General features: G+C 40.7%; 15 protein-coding genes. 13 read left to right on the forward strand and 2 right to left on the reverse strand.

Annotated features, from left to right (window positions below; translation table 11 throughout):
- Positions 1–740 precede the first annotated feature (740 nt).
- From FPK91_RS06455 to FPK91_RS06500, 10 genes are all read left to right on the forward strand, one after another.
- On the forward strand, positions 741–3,740 hold the full coding sequence (locus FPK91_RS06455) for a TonB-dependent receptor (RefSeq protein WP_144209606.1): 3,000 nt from the start codon (positions 741–743) through the stop codon (positions 3,738–3,740).
- 216 nt (positions 3,741–3,956) lie between these two features.
- Complete coding sequence (locus FPK91_RS06460; protein ID WP_144209609.1) at positions 3,957–5,555, forward strand: tryptophan halogenase family protein; 1,599 nt, start codon at positions 3,957–3,959, stop codon at positions 5,553–5,555.
- Positions 5,556–5,657: 102 nt separating this feature from the next.
- Positions 5,658–6,383 (forward strand): SapC family protein, encoded by a 726-nt coding sequence (locus FPK91_RS06465; RefSeq protein ID WP_144209612.1) that lies wholly within the window; start codon positions 5,658–5,660, stop codon positions 6,381–6,383.
- A gap of 156 nt (positions 6,384–6,539) precedes the next feature.
- Entirely contained in the window at positions 6,540–7,496 is a 957-nt protein-coding gene (locus FPK91_RS06470) for a cupin-like domain-containing protein (protein WP_405127357.1), read from the forward strand.
- A 71-nt stretch (positions 7,497–7,567) separates the two neighbouring features.
- Positions 7,568–9,058: a tryptophan halogenase family protein gene (locus tag FPK91_RS06475; RefSeq protein WP_144214211.1), complete on the forward strand. Its 1,491-nt coding sequence runs from the start codon at positions 7,568–7,570 to the stop codon at positions 9,056–9,058.
- A 47-nt stretch (positions 9,059–9,105) separates the two neighbouring features.
- On the forward strand, positions 9,106–9,861 hold the full coding sequence (locus tag FPK91_RS06480; protein ID WP_144209618.1) for a DUF6445 family protein: 756 nt from the start codon (positions 9,106–9,108) through the stop codon (positions 9,859–9,861).
- Between the two features lie 188 nt (positions 9,862–10,049).
- A complete protein-coding gene (locus FPK91_RS06485; protein WP_227006703.1) occupies positions 10,050–12,683 on the forward strand; it encodes a glycoside hydrolase family 3 C-terminal domain-containing protein in 2,634 nt (877 codons plus the stop codon).
- 347 nt (positions 12,684–13,030) lie between these two features.
- Positions 13,031–14,188: a cytochrome P450 gene (locus FPK91_RS06490; protein WP_144209621.1), complete on the forward strand. Its 1,158-nt coding sequence runs from the start codon at positions 13,031–13,033 to the stop codon at positions 14,186–14,188.
- 52 nt (positions 14,189–14,240) lie between these two features.
- Positions 14,241–14,573 carry a 2Fe-2S iron-sulfur cluster-binding protein gene (locus FPK91_RS06495; RefSeq protein WP_144209624.1) on the forward strand — a complete coding sequence of 111 codons (333 nt, stop codon included), beginning with the start codon at positions 14,241–14,243 and terminating at the stop codon, positions 14,571–14,573.
- Between the two features lie 147 nt (positions 14,574–14,720).
- Positions 14,721–16,049, forward strand: a complete 1,329-nt coding sequence (locus FPK91_RS06500) for an NAD(P)/FAD-dependent oxidoreductase (RefSeq protein WP_144209627.1) — start codon at positions 14,721–14,723, stop codon at positions 16,047–16,049.
- Between the two features lie 57 nt (positions 16,050–16,106).
- Here FPK91_RS06500 and FPK91_RS06505 read toward each other — a convergent pair whose 3' ends face one another.
- Positions 16,107–16,679, reverse strand: coding sequence for a tRNA-uridine aminocarboxypropyltransferase (locus FPK91_RS06505; RefSeq protein WP_144209630.1), 573 nt, complete (start codon positions 16,677–16,679; stop codon positions 16,107–16,109).
- Between the two features lie 168 nt (positions 16,680–16,847).
- Between FPK91_RS06505 and FPK91_RS06510 the strand changes: the two genes are divergently transcribed.
- The 3 genes from FPK91_RS06510 (at position 16,848) to FPK91_RS06520 (ending at position 20,308) form a co-directional block, all read left to right on the forward strand.
- Positions 16,848–17,525 (forward strand): LysE family translocator, encoded by a 678-nt coding sequence (locus FPK91_RS06510; RefSeq protein WP_144209633.1) that lies wholly within the window; start codon positions 16,848–16,850, stop codon positions 17,523–17,525.
- Between the two features lie 608 nt (positions 17,526–18,133).
- On the forward strand, positions 18,134–18,670 hold the full coding sequence (locus FPK91_RS06515) for a hypothetical protein (RefSeq protein ID WP_144209636.1): 537 nt from the start codon (positions 18,134–18,136) through the stop codon (positions 18,668–18,670).
- A 177-nt stretch (positions 18,671–18,847) separates the two neighbouring features.
- On the forward strand, positions 18,848–20,308 hold the full coding sequence (locus FPK91_RS06520) for a capsule assembly Wzi family protein (protein WP_144209639.1): 1,461 nt from the start codon (positions 18,848–18,850) through the stop codon (positions 20,306–20,308).
- A gap of 127 nt (positions 20,309–20,435) precedes the next feature.
- Here FPK91_RS06520 and FPK91_RS06525 read toward each other — a convergent pair whose 3' ends face one another.
- Positions 20,436–21,911 carry a sigma-54-dependent transcriptional regulator gene (locus FPK91_RS06525; protein WP_144209642.1) on the reverse strand — a complete coding sequence of 492 codons (1,476 nt, stop codon included), beginning with the start codon at positions 21,909–21,911 and terminating at the stop codon, positions 20,436–20,438.
- Between the last annotated feature and the right edge of the window lie 2 nt (positions 21,912–21,913).

The following is a 21,913-nucleotide window of genomic DNA, read 5'->3' on the forward strand; positions in this document are numbered from 1 at the left end:
TAAGGTTAACTTACGCCAGCAATCTCACCAAAACATCATTAAGCTTAGCTAATACTTATATGTGAATATTTCTGCGTATGCCCATTTAGCCCCTTCGATGCATAAATACCCTAGTGAACTTGTTGTCTGCTGAACTTGTTTTGACTAAGCATGGACTCAAATTAGCATGGACTCGACTAAGCATACCCAAGCTGAGCTAGCCAACTGAGCAAGTCAGGGTTAAATTTTGAACTCACTTGCACTTCTATCAACTGATGGTTTTAAAGGTGGATAAATGCTATTCACCAATAGTTAAACTTCTGCAGACTCTTTCTTCTCACCCCGATTTTTATGTACAACTGTACTCAAAAAAGAATCACCTTCCATATTTTGCAACAAAGTGTCTTTAGTGGTCTTAAACATTCAATTTAAAATGTAAGCGCTATCATAAAAATTTAGATAAATAAAGCAATGATAAAAACCTTACACCCACCAGTTAAACCGTTTGTTTACAACAAGTTAAGTTGAATCTCTATTTTTCCATCTCAATAACTTGGTTAATGAATTGTAACTTTAATGATAAATAATGTTGACGCTGTTAACAAATTAATCTAGTTTTATGTAAGCGCTTACATAACGTTTTACACAAAGCATTAAATTAGCGTTTCAAAATGATGAATAAAATACGTTACGAATTAATCGTAACCCGAATAAAAAATCAGAGAGTAGTAGCCTGAATTCCAAGTCGAGGGGAGACTTAGATGAAACCTAGAACATTTACAAAAACCAGAATTGCCACTAGCTTGTCGGTAATACTGAGCGCAAGTACCATGATGCCAGCATTTGCAGCAGATGAAGCCGTAGCAGATGAAAATATCGAAGTACTACAAGTCACCGGGATCCGCGGAAGCTTAATTAAATCAATGGATTTAAAGCGTAGCTCTAACGGTGTTGTTGATGCAATTAACGCAGAAGATATTGGTAAGTTCCCGGACAGTAACTTAGCAGAATCTTTACAACGTATTACCGGTGTATCAATTGACAGACAAAACGGCGAAGGTAGTCGTGTCTCTGTTCGTGGTTTTGGTGCAGACCAAAACTTAGTGATGCTTAATGGCCGTCAAATGCCTGTGACAACAGGTTCACGTTCATTTGATTTTGCCAACATTGCTTCTGAAGCAATTAGCGCAGTTGAAGTTGAAAAAACCAGCCAAGCTAAAAACTCTACTGGTGGTATTGGCGCAACAATTAATGTTCTAACTCATCGTCCTTTAAGCTCTCCTGGTCTAAAAGCCAGTTTCGGTGTTAAGGCTGTTGATGATACTTCTACTGATGAAGGTTCTATCACTCCAGAACTTTCAGGTATTTACTCAAATACTTTCGCCGATGGTAAATTCGGTGTATCAATTTCAGCAAGTTACCAAGAACGTGAAAGTGGTAACCAGCAAGCCCAAGTGGGCACAGGTTGGCGTAGCTTCCCTGGTATCGTTGATCAAGATTGGGGCGGCGATAACGCAGAATGGGGTGGTGTACCAAAAGATGGCAATCAAATTAACCGTCCTGGTGAAGGTGATGTTTATGCGGTACCACAAACAACTGTGTACCGTTTTGAAGAGCAACAACGTGCTCGTACCAATGGTCAGTTAGTCCTGCAGTACGAACCAATAGACTCTTTGCGTGCAACGTTAGATTACACATACATGCAAAACGACATCGATACTCAATCACATGATGTATCTGCATGGTTTAACTTTGTACCAACACAAGAAAGTACTTGGTCAGACGGCCCAGTATCTTCACCTCTAGTTTATTCTGAAACCTACCCTGATGGCGGCGCTGATTTATCAATGGCAGCTGGCGATTATGGTACGCGTGATGAAAGCAACTCAATCGGGTTTAATTTAGAGTGGGATGCAACTGATAACTTATTCTTATCACTGGATTACCATAGCTCTGATGCTGAGCGTTCACCTAACAATAAAAATGGTAGTAACAGTAACTTAAGTACAGCAGCATTTATTCGTACTAGTGCGGCAACTGACTTTACTGGTGATGTACCTGTACTTGCTGTCGGCGGCGGTAATCAAGTTCGCCCTGAAGATATGCGCATAACTGGTTCTGTATTTGGTAATGCCCGTAACAAGTCTGAAATTGATCAATTACAAATAAATGGTACTTACGTATTTGAAGAAGCGGGTAGCATTGACTTTGGTATTGCGGCAACTGACGTAAACAACCACTCGCAATCAGTAAACGTTCAACGTAATGACTGGGGCGGCGTGGGTAGTGCAGGAGATTTAGATGCTGAATGGTTCCCTGCTGGTAGCGTACAAGACAAATTTGATGGCTCACAAGGTGACTTCTCAGATTATGAAGGTTCTGCATCAGTTGACCCACAAGATGTGATTTTCTTATGGGACTTTGAAGCCGTTAGATCTGCAGCTGCTGGTCTATATGGTTCTACCGCTGTTGGTGATTGTGGTAATGGCTTCTGCCCTTCTACAGATTATGCAAGTGATACCGATCGCTACACACAAGAAGAAACTCAGTCAGCTTATATCCAATATAACTACGAAGGCGACATCGGTGACATGCCATTTGATGTGCACTTTGGTGTACGTTATGAGCAAACTGATGTTGAATCAAAATCTGCAGTAACAGCTTATGATCAAGCAACTTGGATTGCTGAAACTGAAGTCGCGCTGCAAAGTACTGGCGCTGATAGCCGTGTATTCCAGACCCAAACCGGTGAATACGATTACTTCTTACCAAGCTTTAACTTCAATATTGAAGTGGTAGAAGATGTGATGTTACGTGCTGCATACAGTGAAACTATTGGTCGCCCTGATTACACCTCAATTCAAGGTGGTACATCAGTTGGCACACTAGCTAACCGTGGTGGTGGTAGTGGTACAGCAGGTAACCCAAGCTTATTACCGCTAGAATCTGAAAATATCGATTTTTCTGCTGAATGGTACTACGCCGAAGGAAGTTATGTTTCTGCTGGTTACTTCAGAAAAGATGTTTCAAACTTTATTGATAACAACTCTGTCGATTCAACGATTTATGAGATTCCAGATCCATCAAACGGTGTCTATGTTCAAGAAGCTATTAATGCAGGTCAAGTAACAGCTATTGAGCAACGCCAGTGGATTTATGACACTTACGGTGCAACAGATCCAAACGTTACGATGAACCCAGATAATGGCAATATTGAAATCACTGGTAACGCTGGTGACCCAAGTATTAACTTTATCCTTAATACGCCATCTAACAGTTCTGAAAGCTCAGTTATCGATGGTTGGGAGTTTGCGGTACAACACTTCTTTGGCGAATCTGGTTTTGGCATGCAAGCTAACTATACGTTAGTGAATGCGGGTGATTCTTATGACAATTACAACCTAAACCGCCCTGGTGATGCCGAGCAAAATGTATTAACTAACATTAGTGATACAGCTAACGTTGTTGCTATGTATGAAGATTACGGTTTCTCTGCGCGTTTAGCTTGGAACTGGCGTGATGAGTTCTTAAGCGCTACGGGTGATGGAACAGGTGCAAATCCGACTTATACTGAAGAATACTCTCAAGTAGATTTCAATATAGGTTATGACATTGCTGCAGTTGAAGGCTTAACAGTGTTCTTCGAAGGTCTAAACATTACCAACGAAAATACTCGTACTCATGGTCGTTCATACTCTCAAGTACTTAATTACACCCAAACCGGAGCCCGTTACAGCTTAGGTGCTCGTTACACATTCTAATGTGTATTGAAACCCTATCTTAAACTAAGGTCGTTTGAGGTGATCGTTATGGTCACCTCTTTTTTCTTAAGCTACATCCATTTGCAACAGGGACGTTGCATTTTTTTTAGACAAATTAATACAAATTATTACTAACTACCCCTTGTAAGTGTTTGAAAAATATTCAATGCTAGTTAAGTAAGCCTTAATGAAATCAATAAAAAAACAGGCCCTCTTATGGAACAAGCGATAAAAAATATAGTCATTGTTGGCGGCGGCACCGCTGGTTGGATTACAGCAGGTATTCTTGCTGCTGAACATAATGCTGATAATGGCAAACTATCGCCTAGCCCCAAATTGAATATAACCCTAATAGAATCTCCTGATGTTGCAACCATTGGTGTCGGAGAAGGCACTTGGCCTTCAATGCGAACCACCCTTCAAAAGATTGGTATCAGTGAAACTGAATTTTTAATCAGCTGCGATGCTAGCTTTAAGCAAGGTTCACGATTTATTAACTGGACTCGCTCACACACCGATAACCAAAATAATACAATTAATAAAATCGGCGATCATTACCTACACCCTTTTAGTTTACCTATGGGCACCAACGAAATTGACTTATGTCCGTATTGGTTACCCCACAGAGAACACGTCAACTTTGCTGATGCTGTAGGTCAGCAAAATCAACTAAGCCAGCTATTTTTGGCACCTAAACAGATCACCACCGCCGAATATCAATTTCAAAACAATTATGGTTACCACCTAAACGCTGGGAAATTTAGCCAATTATTACAAAAGCATTGCACTGAAAAACTCGGTGTCATTCATATTCGCGATCACGTGACTGCTATTCATAAAAAAGACAATGGTGATATCGCATTTTTAGCAACTAAAATCTCTGGCGATATTGCTGCTGATTTATTTGTTGATTGTACTGGTGTGAAGTCATTACTTTTAGGTGAGCAACTTAAAGTGCCATTCGTTTGCAAAAAGTCAGTGTTATTTAATGATTCAGCTTTAGCGGTTCAAGTGCCTTACGCGAGTGAAGATGCCCATATTGCATCCAACACTCATTCAACAGCACAAACCAATGGTTGGATTTGGGATATCGGCTTACCTACCCGCCGTGGTGTTGGCCATGTGTATTCCTCCGGTCATACAACTCAAGCTGAAGCTGAGCAACAACTCGTCGATTACCTAAAACCAACAGTTGGGTTGGATATTGATAATCTCAATATTAGATCGCTTTCTATTGCGCCAGGTCATAGGCAAGTTTGTTGGAAAAATAACTGTATGGCCATTGGCATGGCGTCAGGTTTTATTGAGCCACTAGAAGCTTCAGCTTTAGCGCTAGTTGAGTGGAGTGCTAATACCCTGGCTCAACAGTTACCTGCTAATCGCCAAGTTATGGACATTGTATCGAGTAGAGTTAATAAACGTTTCCAGCAACATTGGCAGCAAATCATTGAGTTTTTAAAATTACATTACGTGTTGAGTAAACGCAGTGATAGTGACTATTGGCATGATCATCGTGAATCATTAACTATCCCAGATAGCTTGCTAGAGCAATTACAGCTGTGGCAGACACAGCCTCCGAGCCGTCATGATATTCAGCATACCGACGTGCTGTTTCCTGCGGCTAGTTTTCAATTTGTGCTTTACGGAATGGATTTTGAAACCCAGATGCCAGACCAATTGAAACCTTCTTTGCAAAATAGAGCTCAGCAATTATTTGCAGAAAACAATAAACGTACTCAAGGTTTAAAACAATTACTGCCGAGTAACCGAGAACTGTTAAACAAGATCAAGCAATACGGACTTTCCCGTATTTAGACTTTATAACGTCAAAAATAGACAAAGTGAACAATCACAATAACGACTGTATAAACAATAACAACATAAACAGCTACGACTGTACTTGATTAGGATGTCAGCATGAACAAACCAGAATTACTTAATAGCGTCGATCACAAAGATTTGAAAATCATCACTGAGCGTTCAGCACAATACGGCGATGACTTATGGTATACCGTTACTTTTCCGCTAGAATTTCGCAGTGTTCAGGCAAATTATCCAATATTCTTTCAAAAAGATAGCCAAACGGGTCAGTTCTATTCAGTAGCTTTATTTGGCTTTCAGCACAAAGAAAACTTGTTCTTAAAAGAAGGTAAATGGGATGCATCATACATCCCACTAACCGTTCGTCGTCAGCCTTTCTTAATTGGTCAGCAGAAAGTCCAAGAAGATGGTGTTGAACAACTACAACGTGTCATTCACCTTGATCCTAACCACCCTCGCCTTAGTCAAACAGAAGGTGAAGCTTTATTCTTCCCATATGGCGGTAATACACCCTATTTAGATGAAGTCGGCGATATGCTTGAAGCAATCCATCATGGGTTGAGTGATAGCAAACAGTTCATCGACACTTTACTTAAATTAGAGTTACTTGAATCCTTCACCCTTGATGTTCAATTGGATAACGGTGAAAAACATCAAATGATCGGTTTCTATACTATTAACGAAGAAACCTTAGCCGCATTATCCGCCGAAGTATTAGGTGAGTTACATCAGCAAGGCTATCTAAATGCCATCTATATGACACTTGCATCGCAATCTAATATCAGACAGTTACTTAATTTAAAAAATGCACAGAATACCTAAATCTAATTGAATTAGGTTTATTGCAAAATTAAGAACTCGACAAGATGTAAGGTAATGACCATGGCACTAAATCAGGCAGTAGAACAAGCAGCAAAGCAGGCTGTAAAAGTGATACATGATTGTCCGTTAAGCGATATTCAAGCAGTCATTGAAGCGATGGCTGTTGAAAACACCGTTCAGCCTGTCATTTTTAAAGGTGCTTGCCTTGATTGGCCTTTGGTACAAGCTGGGTTAACCTCGGTTAAATCGGCAGCGGATTACTTACTGTCTTTTTATCAAGAAACCCCGGTTACAGCCTACTATGTAGCGCCTGAACATAAAGGCAGAGTTTTTTATAATGAGCAGGTTAATGGTTTTAATTACCAAGCAAGCCAACTCAACTTAAGACAAGTGATTGATAAACTCTTTGCCCATCAAGATGATGAATTGCCGCCGAGTATCTATATGGGCTCAACTGAGATTAATCACTTTCTTCCAGGTCTCAGTACTGACAACAGCCTTAATATTGAACCTGTTCGTCCACTCACTAGTGTATGGCTTGGTAATCAATCTCGCATAGCAGCCCATTTTGATTTTCCGCAAAACCTTGCCTGTAATGTCGTGGGTAAACGCACCTTTACCCTTTTCCCGCCTGAGCAAGTGGCTAACTTATATGTTGGCCCAATGGAGTTTGCGCCTGGCGGACAAGAAATTAGCATGGTGGACTTTGATAACCCTGACTATGAACGCTTCCCAAAATTTCAACACGCGTTAGATGCTTCTCAAACTGCCGAGTTAGCCCCTGGTGACGTTTTATATGTACCAAGTATGTGGTGGCACCATGTTGCAGGAAATGAAGTATTTAATGTACTCATTACTCACTGGTGGCGTGATACCCCTGGCTATTTAGGTAGACCCAATAATGCCCTAGCGTTAGCGATACTGAGTTTACGCTCATTGCCAAAAGCGCAGCGTCAGGCCTGGAAAGCCATGTTTGAGCATTATGTATTTGACCATGATGACGACGATTTAGCCCACATTCCCAGAGAAGCTCAAGGGATGCAGACTAAACCGCTTGATGAACTGAATGCCCGAAAATTGAGAGCTGATTTAATCAATAAATTAAAACGATAACAATGAAGTGATTAATCAATCTTGATCTTAATAAGAATAATGCGAATAAATATTAAGGAATACTGATGAAAATGCCAAATAAACCCATTAAAAAAGTCGTCATCGCAGGCGGCGGCACCGCTGGCTGGATGACAGCAGCGGCATTAACTAAGTTATTAGGTAAAAACCTTGAAGTAGTGCTCGTTGAATCTGATGAAATTGGCACTGTCGGTGTCGGTGAAGCGACCATCCCTACCCTGCATATTTTCCATCGCTTATTAGGGATTAAAGAACAAGATGTCATGGCTGCAACCAATGCCACCTTTAAACTCGGTATTTCTTTTGAAAACTGGCATGACGTCGGTAAAGATTATATTCATTCATTTGGCTTTTTAGGCAAAGATTGCTGGGCTTGTGGTTTTCAACACTTTTGGCTTAAAGGTCAGCAACGTGGACTAGTCAGTGAAATTGGCGATTATTGTACTGAGCATTTAGCCGCCCGCGAAGGTCGCTTTGCGGTGTTACCCAATCAAGATTACAACCACGCCTATCATATGGATGCCACTCTATACGCGAAATTCTTGCGAAAAATAGCAGAGCAACATGGCATTAAACGCATTGAGGGTAAAATTTCTGATGTGCAGCAACACGATGAAAACGGCCATATCAGTGCACTTAAAATGATGTCAGGTGAAGTGATTGAAGGCGATTTATTTATTGATTGCACTGGTTTTAAAGCGTTATTAATCGAGCAAACACTGAACGCAGGCTTTGACGATTGGAGTCACTGGTTACCTTGCGATAGTGCTATTGCTGTACAAACTAAAACCGTCAATAAGCCAATACCTTATACTCGCTCAATTGCGCGTGATTCTGGTTGGCAATGGCGCATACCGCTACAAAGCCGCACCGGTAACGGCATTGTTTTCTGCAGCAAGTTTATGAGTGATGAGGATGCCAAAGCCACTTTAATGGAAAACATTGAAGGTGAGCCGTTAACGGATCCACGAGTGATTAAGTTCCGCACTGGTAGTCGCCGTAAAACCTGGGATAAAAACTGTGTCGCTATTGGTCTGTCTTCTGGTTTTTTAGAGCCTCTAGAATCCACCAGCATTCATTTGATTCAGCGAGGGATCGTTCGCCTACTGCAAATGTTCCCCTCACAAGGCATTGTTGAAGAAGATATCAATGAGTTTAACCAGCAAACTCGCACAGAAACCGAGAATATTCGTGACTTCATTATCTTGCATTATAAAGTCACAGACAGAGTTGATACTCGTTTCTGGCGTCATTGTAAAAGCATGGACGTACCAGCTTCACTGCAACATCGAATCGACATGTTTGATGCTTCAGGCAAAGTCTACAAACACGGTAATGAGTTATTTGGCGAAAGCTCTTGGATACAAGTAATGATGGGCCAAGGTCTAGCGCCGAAACAATATCACCCGATTGTGGATATGATGGAAGATGAGGAGCTGGAACATTTTCTAGGAAACATCAAAATGAAGGTTAAGCAAAAAGTGGCCAACTTGCCTGATCACTATGAGTTTGTGCAGCACTATTGTAAATCAAACATCATTTAAGTTTGACTCATCGCTGAATAAATAAGTTGCTAACGGATCCGCACACTATGACCGATTTAAAACCCGCTAAAGATTCGTCAACTAGCGCTAAGAGCTTAAACTCAATGGTGTTGGTGAATAAAGCGCTCAAGCCACAGATTGTTTATGTTGGTGAGTTAAAAACACCAGTCATTGTGATTGATGATTTTACTGCTGATTTATCTGAGCTACAAGCCTGTGCCAGTCAAATCGATTTTAATCTCGATATGGGCTCTTATTACCCAGGCGTGAGAGCCAAATTGCCTCGAGATTACGTGGTTGAAGTGCTTAATTATGTGTTTCAACTTATCTATGATGTTTATAAAATACCAACAAATTTACGGATTAAGCCTCAAGCGACTTATTTTTCGTTAATTAATCGCCAACCTGAAACTTTAACGACATTACAACGCATCCCACATTTTGATACGCCAGCGCCCTATTACTTTGCCATCTTGCAGTATTTAAATGACGCCCCCCATGGGGCGACTGCTTTTTTCAAGCATATTCCCAGCGGTTATGAGCGTATTACTAAAGAAAACATGAAGCAGTACTTCAATGCTGCTGAACCTTATTTAGAAAAAATAGCCCCCGAGCCAGCTAAATATTTTGTTGAAAGTAACCAGTATTACCAGCAGCATCATCAAATTGAATACAAGCAACATCGATTGGTGATTTACCCAGGGAACTTATTACATTCAACTTTAGTCAATCCATTAACAGACATTGATAGCAGCCCTGAAACAGGCCGCTTAACCGCTAATGTGTTTATCAATATCGAATAAGATTTACTGTGGTTATCTATCGCACTTAAATTTGGTTTTTAAATACCACGGTGTCAACGGCTAGATTCATTCTATTACTAGTGGCAAGTGGCAAGTCAATTAGTACCAAAAAAACAATTTTTATAAAGTACACCTTACCTACACCATAACAATTAAAAGCATAAAACTAATCCAGCAAGGAGCCTGTGATGAGACAAAAATCTCAAACAAAAATGAAAGCGCTTACAAAAAGAATCCAGCTCGCATTAGCACTCACCGCTGCTGCGGCAAGTGCTATAGGTATTTCAGCAAATGTTGTAGCCTCTTCAGATAACACATCATCTCAATCACATGCCTTATCGGTGTTATCTGATAGCGAAAAACAGCGCTTACAACATCGTTTGTCTAATGTAGAAACTGAAATTGAGCGCCTATTGTCGCAACTCACTTTAGAAGAGAAAGTCTCTCTAGTGCATGCTGGCGGTAAATTTCATATCCCAGCAATTGAGAGATTAAATATTCATGAAATGTGGATGTCTGATGGCCCCCATGGCGTCCGTTATGAAATTGACCGAAACTCATGGGCACCTGCAGGCTGGACCAATGATTACTCCACTTACTTGCCACCTTTAACCGCTGTTGCTGCCAGTTGGGATCCAAATATGGCAAGCTTACACGGTAATGTTTTAGGCGCAGAAGCCCGCCATCGCAATAAAGATTTAATCCTCGGCCCTGGGGTAAATTTAGCTCGTTTACCTTTGTATGGTCGTAACTTTGAATACATGGGTGAAGACCCCTTTTTGGCAGCAGCACTAGTAGTACCGACAATTAAAGCTATTCAAGCCAATGATGTTGGCGCCACAGCCAAGCATTATGCCCTTAACACGCAAGAGTTAAACCGCACAGGCGTTAATGCCATACCCCATGAGCGTACCTTACGAGAAGTGTATTTACCGGCATTTGAGGCCGCAGTAAAGCAAGGTAATGTGCACGCGATTATGGGCGCTTATAATGAATTTCGAGGTACTAATGCCAATCAAAGTAAGCATCTCATTAAAACCATTTTAAAAGGTGAATGGGGCTACGAAGGCGTGCTTCTCACCGATTGGAATGTTGATATCAATACCTATGACGCCGCCATGAATGGCCTTGATATCGAAATGGGTACTGACATAGCCAGTTACGATGAATACTTTCTTGCAAAACCGCTATTAGAGATGATCAAAGCAGGTAAAGTGCCTGAGTCTGAATTAGACGATAAAGTTCGCCGTATTCTAAGAGTGCAGCTCAGTATCGGTATGATGGATAAGCAACGTTTATCTGGAGAGCGCAATACGCAAGCACATCGTGATGATGCAAGAACTATCGCTACCAACGGTGTTGTACTGTTAAAGAATGATAATCGCGTATTGCCACTGGATAGCAGCAAAGTAACAAACATTCTGGTTTTAGGGCCTAATGCAGATAAGCGTCATGGTTTTGGTGGCGGTTCATCTGAAGTAAAAGCGTTATATGAAATAAGTCCACTTGATGGTCTTAAGGCTAAGCTTGAGCAAGTAAATGGCAAGGTAAAGATTGAACATATGCGCCCTGCCAGTAGTCAATTTATGCCCATTCCCAATGACTACCTCACCACACGACATTGGACTGGTACGCCGTCATGGCAGATTAATTACTTTGCTGATGCAAAGATGGAGCAATTCAGCAGTGAATCATGGATTGCAGACCCACAGTTTGATACCAAGGGCAAAGCGCAAATCATCGAAATTAAAGCTAACATTAAGCCTATGGAAACGGGTAACCATACCTTAAAGATTAAAGGTAGCGGCAAAGTATCGTTAACCATAAATGATAACCGTTTAGTTAGCAGTACTCAGGTAACTGATGCAAAAGTGCTAAGCCAAGATATCAAGCTAACCGCAGGTGAAACCTATGCCTTTAGCTTAACTTACCAGGGTGATGAAACGGTTACCTTAGGCTGGGAAACGCCCAACAGTTTGTATAACACAGAAAAAGAATATCTAGCAGCAGCGAAGAATGCTGATGCAGTACTATATTTTGGTGGTTTAAGCCATGCTGACGATCGTGAATCTATTGACCGTCCTGATATGAAGCTGCCAGGTCAACAAGATGAAATCATCGCTAAGCTATTAACAGCGAACCCAAATACCGTGGTATTTATGATTGGTGGCTCAGCGGTAGAAATGCCATGGGCAGATGATGCCAATGCTGTGTTATGGGGCTGGTATGGCGGTATGGAAGCGGGACATGCTTACGCTGACATCCTATTTGGCGATGAAAACCCAAGTGGAAAGATGCCGATAACATTACCGAAAAAACTCGCTGATACCGCGCCAATTGCCCTCAATGATTATAACGAAAAGGAATCACGTTATAGCGAAGGTGTATTCATTGGCTATCGTTGGTTCGAACAACAAAATATCACGCCACAATTTCCTTTTGGCCACGGTCTATCCTATAGCGACTTCACCTACTCAGACATTCAATTTTCAACTGATAATATTAAAGCTGATGACACTATTACTGTTACAGCAACAATAACCAATAGCAGTAAAACCGATGGCGCTGAAGTGACTCAGTTATATTTGCATGATATTGATGCCAGTGTCCCTCGCCCAGCCAAAGAGTTAAAAGGTTTTGATAAAGTGTGGTTAAAAGCCGGTGAAAGCAAACAAGTGAGTTTTACCTTAACCACCCGAGACCTGTCTTTTTGGGATATAAAAACCAATGATTGGTTAGCTGAAACGGGTAAGTTTGAAGTAATGATTGGTTCATCTGTCGCTGATATCAAGTTACGTAAAAAGTTTACCTACATGCAGTAGAAAGCTGATTTAAATAACGAGAACCGATAGGTAAAAAGGTGAGCAAATAGTTCACCTTTTTTTGTTCCACGCCTTCTATACAGAACCTTATATTCTTTGCTCATATGATGTTTTTATATGCAGCACCCTATAAAAACTGACATATCCCTTTTCTAGCGGTTCATCAGTGGCCATTACAAAAACGCTCCTAATACGATGAGCACACTTTAATAACCCAATCAACTTTAGTGCAAATATATAATACTTTTAATCGATATCAAGGTATCTACTCGCTTCAATACTTCATAAAATCACTATTATTAACATTAATAAAACAATGCGAAATAGTAAATGGCAAGGAGTGATAAGTGAGTAAAAGTGAACTACCAGATGCTTTTGAGCAAGCTCGTGTTAATAGCGGAATTGGCCATATTGAAGATCAAAACGATCCTGTCACTATGGTATTAGGCCTTAAAGAAGTCAGAAAGTGCGCCCACAATTGGAAAGCATTTCAGTCGGGTGCCAAGCCTGGTCGTATCGTTGTTCCTTCTGAGGTCAACATCAGAACAACCCGTCAGATCCCTTTTGAAGTAGATCCTCCCGAACATAAAAGTTTTCGAGACTTACTCGATCCCTGGTTCAAAAGACCATTAGATCCGCAATACCAACAGCAGTTAACTGACATTATTGAATCGGTTGTTGAACAAGCTATCCAATCAGATTCTGTTGAAGTCGTTGAGCAGTTCTCACTAACATTACAGTCGCAGGCATTAACCTTATTACTCAATACCCCATTGAAGGAATCTGAAACCTGGATTAATTGGGGAACACATGTCTTTAGAAGTAATGACTCGGAACTGGATGCTGATAAAGCCGCCATTTTATATGACTATATTGATAAGCAAATTGATCTTAAAAAAGCTAACTTATCGAATGACTTATATTCAGAATTATTACGCGCTGAAGTCGATGGTAACAAGCTCACTAAAGAGCAGATAAAAGGTGTCATGATCCTCACCTTTGCTGGAGGAAGAGATACGATTATTAACGCGGTCACCAATACCGTCGCTTACTTTGCAGAGCATCCAGAGTCACTTGAGCGTCTAAAGCAAGAACCTGAAATAACCACTAAAGCCGTTGAAGAGTTGATTCGCTATTTCTCACCTCTTACCCATATGGGGCGCGTCGCCACTACTGACACTCAAGTTTGTGAACACGCCGTCAAGGCTGACACTCGAATTTCACTCTGCTGGGCATCTGCAAATCGCGACGCCAACGTGTTCGAAAACCCCAACCAAATCATTTTAGACCGCAAAATTAACCCACATGTCGGTTTTGGCTTTGGGGCTCACAACTGCTTAGGCGCTACTCACGCGAGACAAATTTTAAAAATTTTAGTATCTAGCCTCGCGACAAAAGTTGAATCAATTGAAATCCTATCAAAGCAAGATAACGTTGAGCACTGGGGCGAATTTAAGCGCAAAGTAGGCTTTAACCAGCTACGAGTAAAGTTTACCCCTAGGTAACCCAATCGATTTATCTACATCGCACCGAAACAATGACTTTAAAAGAGAAAACATGATGCAAATTACCTTTATTACTCAAGAAAATACCCCTATCACAGTTGAAGCTGACTTTAGTTCTGGAGCGCAAGCCTCGCGTTCAGTAATGGAGCTGGCGGTTGAAAATAATATTGATGGTATTGATGGAGATTGTGGCGGGGTATGTTCCTGCGCCACTTGTCATGTTTATGTCGCCAAAGAGCACATAGATAAAACAGGTACTGCCAGTGAAATTGAGACCGACATGTTAGAGCTTGATGATAATGCCAACGAGTTGAGTCGCCTTTGCTGCCAAATAGCACTATCTGAGACATTAGATGGTTTAGTGCTGACTGTTGCACCGTCTTAGCCTATCGCGCGAATACACGCACCATTAGCACTGCCAAGATCAGTGCTAGATGTTTAGTGCTAAAAGATGAGTCTTAGAAGATAAGTGTTTAGATAATAAATTGTTAGATAATGAATAGAAACTCGTTAAGTATTGTAAGGGTAAGATATGACAGTTACACCAGCAGAAAACCAGCCTAGCAAACATAATGACAATTCAACACTAAGGTGCTTAGTGATTGGTGCCAGCCATGCTGGGGTTAACCTTGCTTTTACGTTAAGAAAACAAGGCTGGCTTGGTGATATCTGTCTTTTTGATACCGACCCCTCCCTTCCTTATCACAGACCACCATTATCAAAAGGGGCTCTACTAAATGATGATCAACAAGCCCCTTTAAAATCAGCTGAAAGTTATGCAAAGGCAAATATCTCGCTAAAGCTGGGGATCAGTATTGTTCAGATAAATAGAGACGATAAGTCCATTATTGATAATCTTGGTAACACTCACCATTATAACAAATTGATACTAGCAACTGGGGCTCGCGCGTTTTTACCACCAATAGCTGGAATTGAAAGTTCCCAACAATTATTTACCCTTCGCACAGCCAAAGATGTCGAGCAAATAAAAGTGGCCTTATCAAACAGCCCAACAAAAAGAGTGGTGATTATTGGCGGCGGTTACATCGGTTTAGAAACCGCTGCATCATTGAAAAAACTTGGAGCTAGTGTCACCGTTTTAGAGCGAGAACCTAGGCTATTAGCTCGCGTTACCGCACCAATCATGTCGGATTTTTTTGCTCAATTGCATCAACAACACGATGTCGGAATATTCCTCAATAAGAATGTAGAAGCCATTAAGCTCAATAAACAACAAAACAGCTCTTCTCAATTCGTCACCTGCACTGATGGTACCCAATATCGCGCCGATGTGATTATTGTTGGGGTTGGCATCACAGTTAATACTGAACTGGCCGCTGAATCTGGATTAAAAACAGATAATCAAGCACTCAATTTAAAAGGTATCGTCGTCAATAAAAATCTGCAAACTAGCGACAATAACATCTATGCCATAGGCGATTGCACTTTGCACCACAATCCATATTATGATCGAGTAATAAGATTAGAATCGGTTCAAAATGCGGTAGACCAAGCTAAAATAGCCGCGACAGCATTATGTGAAGTGTTAGACATTAATAACCCCAAAACGACAGGTTATGATGCTCTCCCCTGGTTTTGGTCAGATCAATATAACGTTAAGTTGCAGATGGTAGGGTTAGCCCAAGGTTATGATGAAGTACTAAAACGTATCGAACTAGACGATGAAAACAAGTTTTCAGTTTGGTACTTTAAAGGCAATAAACTATTAGCGGTTGATGCCATAAATCACGCCAAAGCCTATGTCATAGGTACAAAGTTGTTAAAAAGTAATGCAATTATAAATAAGCAGAAATTACTGAATAGCCAGCTTGAGTGTACACAGCAAAGCTTCGTCGATTAATTTTTATTTTCATATTCAGTTCGTTATACGGCGGCTTTTACTGGTAGCGCAACTAAACTACTTTTCTTGCCTGTTCAATTGCAGCATAAGCAAAGACATGATGCTTTTTGCTTGCTCTGTTTCACCGATAGAGTTAAGGATTTCGATCGCGCATTCCGCGGTGCATAAACCTCCTTCAACTTGATTGCGCCTTAGCTGGTATAAAGACTCAGCTTTTGGCGCTAAGCTCACCTTTTCAAGCTGTTTGATGTAAGGACTACGATTATAGATTTTACGTGCTTCTTGCCATGTTGCGTCAATTATAACGAGTGCATCAAAGTCTATTAATGGAGTCATTTCTTTATCAGAACTCATTCTTACAGAGCCGTTTTTTTCAGAACTAACTGTTACAGCGTTCGTTGATAACGGCGTACTATCGACTTCAGATACTGCAATAGCGTCACTATCAACCGCATCAGGAAATACAAACCCCACTCTTTGCGTCGCTATCAACTTAAGTAACGCTTCATTTGGTAACTTCCGCTGCCAAGTGATTACTTCTGCGAGTTCCCCCATAGATTGAGTGACCCATTGACCTGTATTAGTGGGTCTGATTAGCTCTCTTTCGTGGGTTAATAGCACTATCTTCATATTGATTTTTCACACATTTTTATAACGAATATTGATTCTGACGACAGTTTACAGCATTGAAATTTCTTCACAAAAATAAAAGCAATAGAAGTTTCTATTAAGGCATTCACTCAATTGTTTATACTAACCTCATTATTAACGAGAAGATTAACCACCAAGAGACTTTAAATGGATTTACAGCAACTACTGACATTAATGTTAAGTTTATTTATTCTCGCTATCGTGCCAGGACCTGTTGTCTTTGCCGTTATATCTCGTTCTTTTTCAAATGGATTATTAGCCGCTCTACAACTGATTATTGGGGTCACATTAGCTGACTACCTGTTTATTTGTATTGCTTTATTTGGGCTCACCGCGCTTGCAGGTATTATGGGGCCCGCTTTTATTGTGATTCAATATGCTAGCGCCGCCTATTTATCTTGGTTGGGTATTAGCTTACTCAGAACTAAAGCCCCGCAATCAAACGAGCAAGAAATTCAAACTGAGAATCAACACATACAAGAAGATGAACAAAAGCTAGCAGGCTTTTCACTCACGAGATCGATTCCTCAAAGTCTTAAAAACTGTTTGGTTGGATTAATGATTGGTTTAAGCAACCCTAAAGCCATTATCTTCTATGTTGGCTTTTTCCCCGCTTTTATTCCTGCCACAACCATCACGATACTTGATGCACTTAGTGTCATGCTAGTAGCCACCATCGCCTTTGGCAGTATTAATTTTTTATATGCTTTACTGGCAATAAAAGCGAGAACCATATTTAACTCGCCTAAAGCTACACTGTATATAAACCGTTTTTCTGGTTCCATAATGCTCACTGCGGGTATCTTGATAGCGATAAATTTATAACTAATATCCAAATTAAACCCGCACCCGCTTTTACGTTTAAAAACAGATTTGTTGGCAAATGGTTAAAAAAGTAAATCTTAAACTTAAATACACTTTATTACTTAACTCAATTGTAATCAGCTAGGTGTTAATTATCCCTTTCACAACCTGGTGAATATCAGCTCAAAATATAACCTGTATAATTGTTTTTAAGTTGATTTTTTTAAACTCAAACATGACATTCTGGTGTTTATTTATTCTGACTTAGATCTGTTTAGGTGAATGATGAAATTTGAAGTGAAAGTACATTGTAGTCATTGCTCTGAGCACTTAATGACCAATACTCAATTTTACCCAGATGGCCTACTTGATTGTTTATGTCCAAGTTGTAATAACCGTTGTGAATTTACTCAAACAGTAAATAAAGTGACATCACTAGCTAAGTGGTACAACCCATTTTCATGGGGTAAAACTCGGGTCATGCGGCCTATTAAGTCAATGAGTTCACGCTGACAACATGACTTAAGTAAACGTCATTAAGTAAAATCAAGTTACATTTCATTAAGCTTTGATTCAGTAATCAACTGATAAAGTACAATCCATATTGAGTTAGCCCAAAAGGTTCTTTGATGCAAATACCGTCTTCTACTAGCAGTTATCAAGCACATCCTACAAACAGTTATAGTAAAAGTGATAGTACAAGTATTAATGCAACGGCTAACACTGCAGCCGTAAGTGCTACTCAGGCAAAAGCATATTCAACTGAATCAAAAAATGACTATGCCAATAAGCACACCGATTCAGTATCATTGAGCACTGAAGCAAAAGCACTTTCTGCAGCGAGTCAGCAAGCTCCTATTAATTCTGACACCTCGAAAAAAGCGGTGACTTTACCCGCTGAACCAACCAGCCCCTCATTACCCCATGATGGTGAGAAAGTGGAAAACTATATTCATTACAAAAAAGCCCAAGTTCAATATCAGTTTTATGCAGACCTTGCTGGCGCAGCGACAGGTAATGGCTCGATGAGTGCAACTTCTGCCTATATCGTTAAAAATAATGATGAAGCAAGAGCTGCAACCGTGAATGCGGCGAGTATGAATCAACAACAAGCAGTATTAAATAGTTATGTTGAAACAACACAAAGTATTAATGCCAGTGCTTAACTAATAAGCCTTATAACTTTAGTACTACAAGTGTATAAATAGTTATATTTCATAGGTAACAACTCATAGAAAATTTGCTCTATCTATATCTGAATTATTCAATAGGCTGTTATCATTAACGATAACAGCCTATTTTTTTTATGATTTGGTGAATAAATTCACCTTAATGAGCATTCAATGAAGTTAAAAATATTAGCAGGGATAGCACTACTCAGTAGCTTTTCGGCACATGCAGCTTGGTGGGTAGAACCAACAGATTTACCACTTCGAGCAGATATTCAGCTTTTAGCTGACACTGGCGTAATTATTCAGCCTGTTACCACGTTTCCACTTATGTGGTCAGGTATCAAAAAAGACCTAGATAACAATATTGATAGCCCAATGACAGTGCATCAAAAAGATGCATATCATCGAGTCATGCGCGCTTACAATAAAGATCATCAAGCAGTGACATTAGGTGCAAGTCTTAGTGGCGCAAATGAAAATGCCCGATTTATTGGTTACGGTAATGATTATCGCGATAAAGCAGAAGTAGAATTCACTGCTGAAGTCACTCAAGACTGGTTTAGTGGCCGCCTTGCTGCCAGTTACCATCATGATGCTATCGATGGCAACGAATCTCGGTTAGATAACAGTTTTGCCGCAGTGAAACTCGGTAACTGGATTGTCACTGGTGGTGCGGTTCAAAAGTATTGGGGACCAGGTTGGGACTCAGGCTTAATCCAAACAACCAACGCGAGACCAATGCCTGGTGTAACCTTATCACGTAATGACAGTAATGCCTTTGAGACGCCTTGGTTAAACTGGATTGGTCCATGGACTTTTACCACCAGCTTTAGTCAAATGGAATCTGAGCGTCATGTACCTGAAACCCAACATTGGGGAGCACGTGGTACGTTCAAACCTATTTCTAAATTAGAAGTAGGCTTCTCTTGGACTATGCAATGGGGTGGTGAAGGTTACGGCAATAGCCTATCGGACTGGTGGGATGGGTTATTTAATGGGGGAGTCAGTGGAATCGATGGTAAAGATAATATGCTCGCCGGTTATGACTTTAAATGGTCAGACACCGCTTGGGGCGTCCCATATGGTATTTATTACGAACGTATACACGAAGACTATCATAAAGGGAAAAACCGCTTAATTAATGCGTCCAACATGGGGGGGGTAGACATGTTTGTTGCTGCTATCAATACTCGAATTTTTGCTGAGTATTCTGATACAGCAGCATCTTGTGGCGTAGAATCAGATGTATATAACTGCATGTATGAACATAGTTTCTATAGGAGCGGTTACCGATACTATGGCCGTAGCTTAGGCAGTACTTATGATAATGATTCCCGCGTAGTTGTATTGGGCGGAATCACACAGTTAGAACATGGTCAAAGCCTAAGCACCAAATTCCGTTATGCCAAACTTAACTTTGACGGAGTTGATATTGATTGGTCTAGTGGTGGCAACACTGTTTCTCCAGGTCGCTATGAACGCTTATATCAACTAGATGCCAGCTATCATCGTCCTTTCTTTGAAGGTAAGTTAAAGCTAGGCGGCACGCTGGGCTATAGCGAATATCCAGAGATTGATACTAGCAGTGACTGGGAAACAACCGTTTACGCGGGTTGGGAACGCGATTTTTAATTTCTTAAAATCGATGTCTAAACAGCGCTAAAAAACTAAGCCCATCGAATGATGGGCTTTATTTTGACTAGATTTTTCAGGCAACATAGTGACTTGCGAGTGCCAGTTGAGCGTCAAGAGTTAAAACTTATAAGCCTTTATCTTCCCATTGTTGTTTTTTACGATAAATTGTAGATGGACTCACATCTAACAAGGCTGCAGCTTTGGGGATATTACCGTCACATTGCTCAATAGCAGTTTCGATGGTAATTTTTTCAGTTAACCACAATGGTTGGATCTCACCATCACTGACTTCAGTGACAGCTGAGTTTTGTTCTAAAACCACAATGCCATCAGAGTGCCCTGCATTGATGGGAGCAGCAAGATTAGCGTCTAGCTCGGCAGGATTAACTGCTGGAATGCTTGTAGCAAGATTATTGCTAGGTGCTGAAACTGCAGCAGTCACTTGGGCAGGTAACATCGTTAAGCTCACATCTTCTGCAATATTCAGCACCACAATTTGTCTAATGACATTTTGTAATTGACGCACATTTCCCGGCCATGCGTAATCAATAAAACAGCGCTCAACCTCAGTAGAGAATCGCTTAAATGATTTACCCTCTTCTTTGCTATATTGCTTTAACAGCTTTTTAGCGATTAACATGACATCTTTACCACGTTGCCTAAGCGGTGGAAGTTCAATAGGGATCACGTGTAAACGATAATATAAATCTTCCCTAAAACGCCCTTCCTGAACTTCTTTCCAAGGATCTCTATTGGTCGCACTGATAAAACGTACATCGACTTTTTCTTCCTTGCTGCCACCCACTCGCTGGAATACACCCGTTTGGATAAAGCGCAATAATTTACTTTGCAACTCCATGTCCATTTCACACAGTTCATCAAGAAATAAAGTGCCGCCATCTGCGCGAGTTGCTGCACCATCGCGATTACTCACAGCGCCAGTAAACGCACCTTTGGTGTGACCAAAAATTTCGCTTTCAATTAAATCTTTTGGTATCGAAGCACAGTTCAATGCAATAAAGGGCTCTTCTGAACGAACGCCAGCTTCATGAATCGCTTGCGCGCAGACTTCTTTACCTGTGCCACTTTCCCCCATCACAAAAACGGATGCTTTACTGTTAGCAACGCAATCAATGGTGTTGTATACCGTTTGCATTGCTAATGAATCACCAATAAAACCATGAAAATTACTCTTTGGCAGGCTATTTTCATAATTAGTCACTAATGCCAATAAGTCACGTTGTTTTAATGCATTACGAACCGTAATGGCGAGTCTTTTACTGTCGAAAGGTTTTACCAGAAAATCAAATGCCCCAGCTCGCATAGCATCGACTGCTAAATCAATAGTACCGTGAGCGGTAATCATAATAACCGTGATACCTGGGTAATCTTGCTGTACTCTGGTTAAAATATCCATCCCCGACATGTCGGGTAATTTAATATCGAGTACCAATAAATCTGGCTGTTTTCGGGCAAGCTCTTTTAAGGCATCTTCCCCAAAATTAACATGGGTAACTTCAGCACCTTCAGCACAAAGATATTCGCTGTACAATGCGCCTAATGACATACTGTCTTCAACAAGAACCGCACTAAATCCCATCT

The sequence above is a fragment of the Shewanella donghaensis genome (genome assembly GCF_007567505.1).
In the GTDB taxonomy this organism is placed as follows: Bacteria; Pseudomonadota; Gammaproteobacteria; order Enterobacterales; family Shewanellaceae; genus Shewanella; species Shewanella donghaensis.

Excerpts from the sequence above, each read along its gene's own strand:
- FPK91_RS06455 (WP_144209606.1), top strand. The coding sequence starts at position 741 with ATGAAACCTAGAACATTTACAAAAACCAGAATTGCCACTAGCTTGTCG.
- FPK91_RS06460 (WP_144209609.1), top strand. The coding sequence starts at position 3,957 with ATGGAACAAGCGATAAAAAATATAGTCATTGTTGGCGGCGGCACCGCT.
- FPK91_RS06465 (WP_144209612.1), top strand. The coding sequence starts at position 5,658 with ATGAACAAACCAGAATTACTTAATAGCGTCGATCACAAAGATTTGAAA.
- FPK91_RS06470 (WP_405127357.1), top strand. The coding sequence starts at position 6,540 with ATGGCTGTTGAAAACACCGTTCAGCCTGTCATTTTTAAAGGTGCTTGC.
- FPK91_RS06475 (WP_144214211.1), top strand. The coding sequence starts at position 7,568 with ATGCCAAATAAACCCATTAAAAAAGTCGTCATCGCAGGCGGCGGCACC.
- FPK91_RS06480 (WP_144209618.1), top strand. The coding sequence starts at position 9,106 with ATGACCGATTTAAAACCCGCTAAAGATTCGTCAACTAGCGCTAAGAGC.
- FPK91_RS06485 (WP_227006703.1), top strand. The coding sequence starts at position 10,050 with ATGAGACAAAAATCTCAAACAAAAATGAAAGCGCTTACAAAAAGAATC.
- FPK91_RS06495 (WP_144209624.1), top strand. The coding sequence starts at position 14,241 with ATGATGCAAATTACCTTTATTACTCAAGAAAATACCCCTATCACAGTT.
- FPK91_RS06500 (WP_144209627.1), top strand. The coding sequence starts at position 14,721 with ATGACAGTTACACCAGCAGAAAACCAGCCTAGCAAACATAATGACAAT.
- FPK91_RS06505 (WP_144209630.1), bottom strand. The coding sequence starts at position 16,679 with ATGAAGATAGTGCTATTAACCCACGAAAGAGAGCTAATCAGACCCACT.
- FPK91_RS06510 (WP_144209633.1), top strand. The coding sequence starts at position 16,848 with ATGGATTTACAGCAACTACTGACATTAATGTTAAGTTTATTTATTCTC.
- FPK91_RS06515 (WP_144209636.1), top strand. The coding sequence starts at position 18,134 with ATGCAAATACCGTCTTCTACTAGCAGTTATCAAGCACATCCTACAAAC.
- FPK91_RS06520 (WP_144209639.1), top strand. The coding sequence starts at position 18,848 with ATGAAGTTAAAAATATTAGCAGGGATAGCACTACTCAGTAGCTTTTCG.
- FPK91_RS06525 (WP_144209642.1), bottom strand. The coding sequence starts at position 21,911 with ATGGGATTTAGTGCGGTTCTTGTTGAAGACAGTATGTCATTAGGCGCA.